This window comes from Kineosporiaceae bacterium, from assembly GCA_016713225.1.
Lineage (GTDB): Bacteria > Actinomycetota > Actinomycetes > Actinomycetales > Kineosporiaceae > JADJPO01.
Genome location: JADJPO010000003.1, coordinates 846,175 through 854,896, shown reverse-complemented (window position 1 = coordinate 854,896; position 8,722 = coordinate 846,175). Strand labels below are relative to the sequence as shown.

The following is an 8,722-nucleotide window of genomic DNA, read 5'->3' as shown; positions in this document are numbered from 1 at the left end:
GAGCGACCCCGTGAACCTGACCGACGTGCCCAGACCGGACGGCGTGCGGGGCATGGCCCTGGTGCGGCCGCCTGGCCCGTTGCTCGATCAGGGCATCGTCACCCACATCTCGCGCAGCCCGGTCGACCTCGACCTGGCCCTGGATCAGCACGCCGGGTATGTGGCCGCGCTGGAGCGTCACGGGTGGCGCTCGGTCGTGGTGTCACCGGCCGACGCGCACCCGGACGCCGTCTTCATCGAGGACACCGTCGTGGTGGTCGACGACCTGGCCGTGCTGACCCATCCGGGCGCGCTGGAGCGCCGTGGCGAGGTGGTGGGCACCGAGTCGGCCCTCGGCGACCTGGGCCTGACGGTGGCACGCATCGAGGCGCCGGGCACGCTGGACGGCGGCGATGTGTTGCAGGTCGGGCTCGTGGTCTACGTCGGTCTGGGTGGCCGGACCAACGCCGAGGGCATCGCCCAACTGAGCCGCCTGCTCGCATCGCGGGGGCGCACCGTGGTCACGGTTCCGCTGCTCGAGGTGCTGCACCTGAAGTCGGCGCTGACGGCGCTGCCGGACGGTCGACTGATCGGGTTGCCGTCACTGATCGAGGCCACGTCGCTGCCCACGATCGTGGTTCCGCCGGAGGAGGAGGGTGCCCACGTCGTCCCGCTCGGTGGCGCCACCGTGCTGATGTCCGCCTCGGCGCCCCGGACGGCGCAGCTGCTGGCGGATCAGGGCCTGCGTCCCGAGGTGGTCGAGATCGGCGAGTTCGAGAAGCTCGAGGGCTGCGTCACCTGCCTGAGTGTGCTGATCAGCAGCTGACCCCGTCTTCGTCGAGACCGCTGCTGCGTCAGGGATCTAGCCTGGGGTAGGCGCTGCAGGAGGGAGGGGTCATGCCGATTCCCCTGGGGATCACGCGCATCAATCGACGTTTCCTCAACCCGGTGACCCTGAAGCTGGTCGGCCTGGCCTCGTTGGTCGACCTCGAACACGTCGGGCGGGTGTCGGGCCGGGTGCTGCACACGCCGCTGATGGCCTTCCGCGACGGCGACGAGGTCACGGTGGCGCTGACCTATGGCTCCGACGTGCAGTGGTTGAAGAACGTGCGCGCGGCGGGTGGGGCGCGGATGCGCTTCGGGCGGGACGTCGTCCTGCTGGGGCCACCGCGCGTGCTGGACGCCGAGACCGGGCTGGCCCGGGTTCCGCAGCCGCAACGGAGTCTGCTGCGCTGGCCGATCCAATGCCACGAGTTCATCGCGCTGCCGGTGCTGCCGGACGGCCCACGATGACTTCGGCCGACGTCGGGGACGAGGCAGTCCAACGGCCCCGTGAGTCTGCGCTGTTGGTGACGATCGGCGAGGCCGAACCGGTCGTCGGCGCGCTGCGGGTCCGGTTGGACGCCGCCGCCGCGGCGCGGGTCCCAGCGCACGTCACGGTGCTGTGGCCCTTCCTGCCGGCGGATGCGGTCGACCACAGGGTGCTGGATCGCCTGGCGACGCTCTTCGCGGCTCACCCGCCGTTCGACGTGCGGTTCGAACGCACGGCCTGGTTCGACGACACGGTGCTCTGGCTCGCGCCACTACCTCGGGAGCCGTTCGTCGAGCTGACCCGAGCCGTGTGGAACGCCTACCCGCAGTGCCCGCCCTACGGCGGTCGCCACGCAGGCGAGCACCCGCATCTGACGATCGGGGATCGCCGGCCGGTGGCTGACCTGCTGGAGGCAGAACAGGTGGTGCTGCCACAGCTGCCGATCTCGGCGCGGGTCGAGCAGGTGACCTTGATGGCGCAGGACTCACGACAGGGCAGCTGGGCGGTGGTGACCGCCTTTCCGTTGGGGTGAAGAATCGCCCGCATGATGATTCGACCCGCCACCCTGGCGGCCATCGCGCGTGGCGAGGTGGACCTCGCCTTCCGACGCTGGGACCGGCCCCGGGTGGTGGTCGGCACCCGGATGCGCACCGCAGTCGGCGTCCTCGAGGTGACCTCGGTCGACCAGGTCGCGCCCAGCCGGATCACCGCGGCCGAGGCGCGACGGGCGGGTGAGGTCTCGCTGGTGGCGTTGCGAAAGGCCTTGGAGGCCAGGGCGGAACGGCCGGTGTACCGGGTGGGGTTGCGGTTCGGTGGGGAGGATCCTCGGGCTGCACTGCGCCGCAGTGTGCCGTCGTCAGAGGAGATCGCCGAGATCCGTCGGCGCCTCGATCGACTCGACCGGGCGTCGTCCATCGGGGCCTGGACGGCGGCCACGCTGGCCGCGATCGACGCCTCGCCAGGGGTGCGAGCCCCGGACCTGGCGGCCGCCTTCGGGCGGGACACGCCCAGCTTCAAGCGGGACGTGCGCAAGTTGAAGGAACTCGGACTGACCGAGTCGCTCGACATCGGCTACCGGCTCTCGCCGCGCGGATTCGCCGTGGTGGACGACGGCGGGCCGGCACGCGATCGGCCCGCGCCGCCGTCCGGGACGTCGCTACCCCGGATCGGTGCCCCCGCCAGCCGGGCGCTGAACGCCGCCGGGTACACCACCCTCGAGAGTCTGGACGGCGTGGCCGTGGCCCACCTGCTCGCGCTGCACGGCGTCGGGCCGATCGCCATCGACCGGTTGCGTCCGGCGTTGGCAGCGATCGGATTGGCCTTCGCGGGGGAGTGAGGCGGGACATCCTGCGTTGCGACCCCGCCCTCCGAGCCGAGTACGCCGCCGTGAAATGCGCTCTGGCAGAACGGGATCTCGACTCCATGGACGAGTACATCGCCGGCAAGAACGCCGTGCTCCAGAAGATCCTGGACGCTGCGGGCCTGGCATCGGAGGACATCGAGGCCATCGCTGCTGTGAACCCCGCCGGGTAGGCATCGGGGATGTGGCCGGCTGACTACTCGGCCTGGTCGATGGCATACCGCACGGTGACGCGATGTGTTCCGGCGTCGATCACCAGATCGATGGCGCCGGTGATGCCGGCCAACTCAGCAGTTCCCGTGCCAGGCACCAGCTCGTACCGCAGCTCGTAGCCGCCCTGGTTCATGGACCCGAACTGGTGCAGCGCCACCTGGCCACGGTGCCCATCGATGATGCCGTCGAACACCTCGAGGGCGACGTAGCCGGCGTTGCCGCTCTGCGGGTCACCCGCCGAGAGCATGACGCCGCGACTGCTGCCCTGCATGCCGCCCGACCAGGTCTTGGTGAAGTCGAACCGGCCAGTCGCCTCGAGCAGGCCGTCGGCCGGGGTCAGATCGATCGAGAACTCCGCTGTGGTCTGGTGGCTCGAGGTGCTCTCGGAGGTCATGATCGAACCCTATCCGGCGGTCACAATCGCAGCTTGAAGCCCTCGTGTGAGGCAGTGAAGCCGAGGCGGCTGTAGAGGCGATGGGAGTCGGCGCGGGTCTTGTCGCTGGTGAGCTGTACCAAGGCGCATCCGCGACCTCGTGCCTCGTCGATGGCCCAGGCCAGCAGCGCGGCACCGATGCCTCGGCCGCGGAGGTCCTCGCACACCCGTACGGCCTCGAGCTGCGCGCGCAGCGAGCCACGCCGGGCCAAGCCGGGGATCAGCGAGAGCTGCAGCGTGCCGATGACCTGGCCGTCATATTCGGCCACCACGAGCACCTCACCGGCATCGGCGTCGATGGCCTGAAACGCTGCCAGATAGGCGGCGCCGTCGGCCTCGCTGCGAATGCCGTCACGCGTCACGCCGAGCTGGTCGGCGGCGATCAGGTCGACGATCGCCGGGACGTCGTCCGCTCGCGCTTGCCGCACAGTCACCGTGAGGTCGCCGGCCGAGAAGGAGTGGGGGAGGGGCATGGCGCCATCGTGCGCGCTCGAGTGAGTCCCGGGTGCCGAACGAGGGCTATACGCCGCGTTTGGCACCCGCACGTCAGCCACCCCGTCGCGTCAGGTAGCGGCGCATGCACACGCGTGGCCACCGGTCGAGCCCATGAGCTGTCTCGTGCTCGCGAATCGCCTGCAGACCCGAACCACAGGTGGCGTCGTCCACGATGTGGAAGCCGCACCGACGCGCGTAGTAAGGCGCATTCCACGGGACATCTCGGAAGGTTGTGAGCGTCAGGGCCAGGACCTTCAGGGCCACTCGCAGCGAGTTCACTCTCCTGTCGACGAGGCTCGAACGATGTCGGTGTGCCCGAAGTCCTCGCCCTTGAAGAGCAAAGGGCGCCCGGACGTTCGGGCCAGGGCGTAGGCGAAGCAATCACCGTAGTTGAGTCGTGCCGGCGATCCGGAGCCCCGGCCGAACCGGGCGTGCGCCTCGCGTGCGACGGTGAGTTGCTGCTCGTCGAACGCGATGACCCGAGCGTTGGCGATGTCCAGAAAGTCATCCAGCAGGCCCTGACGTCGGCTTCCCAGCACGAGGGAAGCCTCGAGCACTGTGCCGGCCGAGATCCATGGTTCGTCGACCGACTCGATCAGGTGGGCAAACTCGGCTGCTTCCTCCTCACCAGCCAGGATGGCCACGATGGCGGAGGTGTCGATGATCATCGGGGAAGCCCGTCGTCGTCGTACAGGTCTGTGTCGCCGAGCAGTGGCTCGTCGACGGCTCGTGCCGGATCGGCCAGAGCCAGCAGGCGGTTCGCTGTGCCTTGTCGGTGCTCTTCGTGGCGTTCGAGTGCCTCTTGCAGCGCCTCACGCACGGCGGCGGTGGCCGACGTCCCGCGCTGGGCGGCCAGGACTCTGGCCAAGCGTCGCACCTCGGGGTCCTTGATGTTCATGCTCGCCATGAGGTGATTCTACCCTGGCAGGGTAGAAGATGGCTCATGGCTCATGGCTCATGGCTCAGTGCCACTGGCCGCGTTCGAGGAGTACCTGACGCAGCACCGCGGGTCGGTCGGTCATCAGCCCGTCCACACCCAGATCGAGCAGTCGGTGCATCTCGTCGGCCTCGTTGATGGTCCACACGTGAACCTGCCAGCCACGTCGATGAGCCCGGGCCACGGTGCGTGGCGAGACCACGGTCAGCCCACGGTGGGTCACCGGGACCTGGGCGACCAGCGCCGAGGTGGACAGTGGGAGGCCGACGACCCAGCTGGCCGCCTCGCGTGTGCCGAGGCTGGTGCACAGCTCGGCACCCATCGCTCGCCGGATCCGCCGCAGCCGGGCATCGCTGAACGAACCGACGCACACCCGATCCACGGCGGAACACCGACGGAGCACGTCGATCAGGGCCGGCACCGCGTCGTCCGCCTTGCAGTCGATGTTCCACCGTGCATCCGGCCACGCACCGAGCAGATCCTCGAGCAGCGGGATCGGTGCCTTGCCCTCGACCAGGGCGGTGCGCACCTGGGACGAGGGCAGCTGCGAGATCCGGCCGGGGCGAGCGCAGGTCCGCTCGAGGTCCTCGTCGTGGAAGGCGACCAGCACGCCGTCCGCCGTGACGTGGACATCGGTCTCGAGGTAGGTGAAGCCGAGGCCGATCGCGTACTCGAAGGCCGACGCGGTGTTCTCGGGGGCCTCGCTGGCTCCGCCTCGATGGGCGAACGCGAGCGGCCCGGGCCAGTCCAGGTAGGGATGCCTCGCCATGCCCCCATCGTTCACTGCCGCCCAGCGCCTCGAGGCAGCAGGGTCGAGGAGCGCATCACACTGCGCGCGGCTGCTCGCCGGAGCGCAGAGTCGTGCCACGCCGCAGGCGCCGGCCCAGGACGTTGGGGATGACGCACCACAGCAGCACGACCACGGGCAGTGCCGGGGGAAGGGCCGTGCCCGACAGCAGGGACCTGGCGTTCTCGTAGAGCGTGATCCAACGCGCCCCGCCGCCGCCGGGGTCGAGCACGGCGAGCAGGGCGGTGACGCTCATCGGGACCACGATGGTCGCGGCCATGGCGAGGACGGGACGCCGGAGCAGCAAGCCCCAGGCGGTTCCCGTTGCCTGAGCGATCACTTGCACCCACACGGCGCCCCACGCCAGGGCCGCTGTGCGGGCGCCAGGTGGCCAGGGTCCGCCGGCAACGGCGGTGGCGGTAGCCGCGATCACGAGACCGGCGACGGCGAAACCCCCCGCCAGCACCGCGGCGGCGACCAGGCGTCGTCCCAGCCGTGCGTCCGACCATGACCTCGACCGGTGCAGGTCGCTGACCAGCAGGACGCCGAAGAACGGCACGAACACCGACACGGTGAGTTGGGCGGGTTGGAGCACCCGCTGGAACTCAGGATTCGAGCTCGCGACGAGCCACGCCGTCCCGGCTGTGAGCGAGAGCGTGAGCACGGTGAGGACTGTGATGCGCCGGCGCATCACCTGCCGGCGGGTCGGGGAGGGGACGAGGGTCATGAGGGTCACGATGCTGTGCCGACACGGTGCTGTCGTCGGCGATCGGTCACCTCGACCCCCGCCTTTGGTAGGGGGTCGGGGTGACCCGGGTTGCTGCCATGGGCGGTCTGCCCGCCCTAGCCTGAACCCATGAGCAGTCCTGGGCCTCGCCGCACGGCTGATGCCCTACGTGACGTGGCGATGGTCGTCGGAGCACTCCTCGCCGGCGCGGTCCTGGTGGCGGTCGGGGATGCCACCGGGCCGGTTCCGGGACTGGTGCCCTGGCAGCTGGACGTCGCGATCGGCGTCCCGGCATGCCTCGCCCTGCTGCTGCGGCGACGATGGCCGCTCGGTCTCGCCGTGCTGATCGTGCCGCTCAGTGCTGTCTCGATCATGGCGAGTGGGGCGGTGTGGGGCGCGGTGTTCGGCGTGGCGCTGCGTCGCCGAGTGACGCTCGCTGCCGGATTCGCGGCCGGCTACGTCGCCACTGCACCGCTGTATCTGACGCTGCAACCGGATCCGCAATACCCGCTGTGGACGGACCTCGTGGTGCGAGGGGTCCTGGCCGGCGCGGCTCTCGGGTGGGGGTTGTATGCCCGTGAACGGCAGGCGCTGATCAGACATCTCAGCGATCGCGCCGTGCGCGCGGAGTCCGAACAGCGGATGCGCGTCAGTCAGGCACGGCGCGCCGAGCGGGACCGCATCGCCCGCGAGATGCACGACGTGCTCGGACATCGGTTGTCCATGATCAGCCTGCATGCGGGTGCGCTCGAGGTGCACCCGACGCTGCCGCAGGACGTCCAGGCTGCGGCAGCGGTCATCCGCCGCGGGGCTCACGAGGCATTGGAGGAGCTGCGAGCCGTCATCGGTGTCCTGCGCCACGATGCACGGCACGAACCCGAACCACCGCAGCCGGGACTCGACGAGGTGGCCCGGCTGGTGGCCGACGCCCGCTCCTGCGGCAGCGACGTCCAGTTCGACAACCGGCTTGCCTCGGCCGGCGCACCGCCACCGTCCGCAACGGGTCGCGTCGCGTACCGCGTGGTTCAGGAGGCCTTGACGAACGTGCGCAAACACGCACCGGGCAGCGCCGTCGAGCTCGTGGTCGACGGCGCGCCGGGGCAGGAGTTGCTGATCCAGGTGAGCAACCCGGCATCCAGCCGCGCCGTGACCGTCGTGGCGCCGGACGGCGGACTCGGTCTCGTGGGGTTGAGTGAACGCGTCGAACTGGCCGGCGGTCGGCTGTCACACGGACTGGCAGCCGGACGGTTCTGCCTGGAGGCGCGCCTGCCATGGTTGGCCTGACCCGCGGCGCCGCGGCGCCCCGTCCGATTCGACTGGCGATCGTGGACGACGACCCGCTGGTGCGCAGCGGCCTGCGGCTGTTGTTCGCCAGCGCACCCGATGTGGAGGTCGTCGCCGAGGGCGCCGACGGTGCCGAGGTGCTCGAGCTGGTGCAGGCCCACCGCCCGGACGTCGTCCTGCTCGACGTGCGGATGCCCCGGGTCGACGGGCTCGCAGCCGCCGAGCGCCTGTGCGCTCGCCCCTCGGCGCCCCACGTCGTCATGCTGACCACGTTTCATGCGGATGCACAGGTCGTGCGGGCGCTGCGGGCCGGTGCCCGGGGCTATCTGCTCAAGGACGCCCCACCCGGCGACCTGATCGACGCCGTCCGCCGGGTGGCCGCGGGGGAGCCGATCCTCAGCCCGGCGGTGGTTCGGCGCCTGATCGACCAGGTGGCCGACCCGGTGACGTACGACCGCCGCACGGCGGCCGCCGACCTGCTCGACCGCGCGACCGATCGGGAGCGAGACGTGGCATCGGCCGTCGCGCGCGGGCTCTCGAATGCCCAGATCGGCGGCGAGCTCGGCATGAGTGTGCCGACCGTCAAGGCTCACGTCTCGCGCCTGTTGGCGAAACTGGGTCTGGACAACCGGGTTCAGCTCGCGCTGGTGGTTCACGATGCCGAAGGCGGCGCGGCTCAGTAGGTCTCGTGGGGTGGTCGAGCGAGGTAAGCGGTCTTCGCATCTGCGCTGAAACCGCATGACCGATAGAAGGCGTGGGTCGAGGGCGTGCGAGAACCCGTGAGCAACATGGCCTTGTAACAGCCTGCGTCCCAAGCGGTTTGCAGGCTCGACGCCATGATCTGCCTGCCGAGTCCGCTGCCTCGCAGCCGCTCGTCGACGACCACGTTCTCGATCACCGCATAGGGGGAGGCGGATCGGGTGAGGTTGGGAATGATGTTCACGTAGGTGGTCGCCACTACGGCGCCGTCGAGCTCGAGGACCACGAGGTGGAGTCCCGGCGTCCGGAGGATCTCGTGGAACACCAGACGGTCGGAATCGTCCTCGACGATGGGGTCGCTCGGGTGCAGTTGGCGGTAGAGGCATCGGATCGCCTCGAAGTCGTCCGGTGTCGCTTCACGGATCACGCGCGCACGCTAGCAGCGGGTTTGGCCGTTGCGAGGCTGATCACATCTCGTGGTCCGGGGGCGCTGTGG

14 protein-coding genes are annotated in these 8,722 nt (G+C 70.1%); 7 read left to right on the top strand and 7 right to left on the bottom strand.

Annotated elements, in window-relative coordinates; genetic code table 11:
• Positions 1 to 52 precede the first annotated feature (52 nt).
• From IPK24_15010 to IPK24_14990, 5 genes are all read left to right on the top strand, one after another.
• Entirely contained in the window at positions 53 to 805 is a 753-nt protein-coding gene (locus IPK24_15010; protein MBK8076836.1) for a N(G),N(G)-dimethylarginine dimethylaminohydrolase, read from the top strand.
• Positions 806 to 876: 71 nt separating this feature from the next.
• Positions 877 to 1,272: a nitroreductase family deazaflavin-dependent oxidoreductase gene (locus tag IPK24_15005; GenBank protein MBK8076835.1), complete on the top strand. Its 396-nt coding sequence runs from the start codon at positions 877 to 879 to the stop codon at positions 1,270 to 1,272.
• On the top strand, positions 1,269 to 1,823 hold the full coding sequence (locus tag IPK24_15000; GenBank protein ID MBK8076834.1) for a 2'-5' RNA ligase family protein: 555 nt from the start codon (positions 1,269 to 1,271) through the stop codon (positions 1,821 to 1,823). Before IPK24_15005 ends, IPK24_15000 begins: the two co-directional genes overlap by 4 nt.
• 12 nt (positions 1,824 to 1,835) lie before the next feature.
• Positions 1,836 to 2,627: a hypothetical protein gene (locus IPK24_14995; protein MBK8076833.1), complete on the top strand. Its 792-nt coding sequence runs from the start codon at positions 1,836 to 1,838 to the stop codon at positions 2,625 to 2,627.
• Entirely contained in the window at positions 2,624 to 2,824 is a 201-nt protein-coding gene (locus tag IPK24_14990; GenBank protein MBK8076832.1) for a GrpB family protein, read from the top strand. The genes IPK24_14995 and IPK24_14990 overlap by 4 nt, the downstream gene beginning before the upstream one ends.
• 23 nt (positions 2,825 to 2,847) lie before the next feature.
• Here IPK24_14990 and IPK24_14985 read toward each other — a convergent pair whose 3' ends face one another.
• The 6 genes from IPK24_14985 to IPK24_14960 form a co-directional block, all read right to left on the bottom strand.
• A complete protein-coding gene (locus tag IPK24_14985; GenBank protein MBK8076831.1) occupies positions 2,848 to 3,258 on the bottom strand; it encodes a DUF3224 domain-containing protein in 411 nt (136 codons plus the stop codon).
• Positions 3,259 to 3,278: 20 nt separating this feature from the next.
• Entirely contained in the window at positions 3,279 to 3,770 is a 492-nt protein-coding gene (locus tag IPK24_14980) for a GNAT family N-acetyltransferase (protein MBK8076830.1), read from the bottom strand.
• Positions 3,771 to 4,067: 297 nt separating this feature from the next.
• Positions 4,068 to 4,460 (bottom strand): type II toxin-antitoxin system VapC family toxin, encoded by a 393-nt coding sequence (locus IPK24_14975; protein ID MBK8076829.1) that lies wholly within the window; start codon positions 4,458 to 4,460, stop codon positions 4,068 to 4,070.
• Positions 4,457 to 4,699 (bottom strand): type II toxin-antitoxin system VapB family antitoxin, encoded by a 243-nt coding sequence (locus IPK24_14970; GenBank protein MBK8076828.1) that lies wholly within the window; start codon positions 4,697 to 4,699, stop codon positions 4,457 to 4,459. Before IPK24_14970 ends, IPK24_14975 begins: the two co-directional genes overlap by 4 nt.
• A gap of 55 nt (positions 4,700 to 4,754) precedes the next feature.
• Positions 4,755 to 5,498, bottom strand: a complete 744-nt coding sequence (locus tag IPK24_14965; protein MBK8076827.1) for a glycerophosphodiester phosphodiesterase — start codon at positions 5,496 to 5,498, stop codon at positions 4,755 to 4,757.
• Between the two features lie 55 nt (positions 5,499 to 5,553).
• Positions 5,554 to 6,243: a hypothetical protein gene (locus IPK24_14960; protein ID MBK8076826.1), complete on the bottom strand. Its 690-nt coding sequence runs from the start codon at positions 6,241 to 6,243 to the stop codon at positions 5,554 to 5,556.
• Between the two features lie 129 nt (positions 6,244 to 6,372).
• Between IPK24_14960 and IPK24_14955 the strand changes: the two genes are divergently transcribed.
• Entirely contained in the window at positions 6,373 to 7,527 is a 1,155-nt protein-coding gene (locus tag IPK24_14955; GenBank protein ID MBK8076825.1) for a sensor histidine kinase, read from the top strand.
• Positions 7,515 to 8,210: a response regulator transcription factor gene (locus tag IPK24_14950; protein ID MBK8076824.1), complete on the top strand. Its 696-nt coding sequence runs from the start codon at positions 7,515 to 7,517 to the stop codon at positions 8,208 to 8,210. Before IPK24_14955 ends, IPK24_14950 begins: the two co-directional genes overlap by 13 nt.
• Here IPK24_14950 and IPK24_14945 read toward each other — a convergent pair.
• Complete coding sequence (locus IPK24_14945; GenBank protein ID MBK8076823.1) at positions 8,204 to 8,653, bottom strand: GNAT family N-acetyltransferase; 450 nt, start codon at positions 8,651 to 8,653, stop codon at positions 8,204 to 8,206. The two genes, IPK24_14950 and IPK24_14945, sit on opposite strands and share 7 nt — an antisense overlap.
• Between the last annotated feature and the right edge of the window lie 69 nt (positions 8,654 to 8,722).

Coding starts and splice junctions, on each gene's coding strand:
- IPK24_15010 (MBK8076836.1), top strand. CDS start 53: ATGGCCCTGGTGCGGCCGCCTGGCCCGTTGCTCGATCAGGGCATCGTC.
- IPK24_15005 (MBK8076835.1), top strand. CDS start 877: ATGCCGATTCCCCTGGGGATCACGCGCATCAATCGACGTTTCCTCAAC.
- IPK24_15000 (MBK8076834.1), top strand. CDS start 1,269: ATGACTTCGGCCGACGTCGGGGACGAGGCAGTCCAACGGCCCCGTGAG.
- IPK24_14995 (MBK8076833.1), top strand. CDS start 1,836: ATGATGATTCGACCCGCCACCCTGGCGGCCATCGCGCGTGGCGAGGTG.
- IPK24_14985 (MBK8076831.1), bottom strand. CDS start 3,258: ATGACCTCCGAGAGCACCTCGAGCCACCAGACCACAGCGGAGTTCTCG.
- IPK24_14980 (MBK8076830.1), bottom strand. CDS start 3,770: ATGCCCCTCCCCCACTCCTTCTCGGCCGGCGACCTCACGGTGACTGTG.
- IPK24_14975 (MBK8076829.1), bottom strand. CDS start 4,460: ATGATCATCGACACCTCCGCCATCGTGGCCATCCTGGCTGGTGAGGAG.
- IPK24_14970 (MBK8076828.1), bottom strand. CDS start 4,699: ATGGCGAGCATGAACATCAAGGACCCCGAGGTGCGACGCTTGGCCAGA.
- IPK24_14965 (MBK8076827.1), bottom strand. CDS start 5,498: ATGGCGAGGCATCCCTACCTGGACTGGCCCGGGCCGCTCGCGTTCGCC.
- IPK24_14960 (MBK8076826.1), bottom strand. CDS start 6,243: ATGACCCTCGTCCCCTCCCCGACCCGCCGGCAGGTGATGCGCCGGCGC.
- IPK24_14955 (MBK8076825.1), top strand. CDS start 6,373: ATGAGCAGTCCTGGGCCTCGCCGCACGGCTGATGCCCTACGTGACGTG.
- IPK24_14950 (MBK8076824.1), top strand. CDS start 7,515: ATGGTTGGCCTGACCCGCGGCGCCGCGGCGCCCCGTCCGATTCGACTG.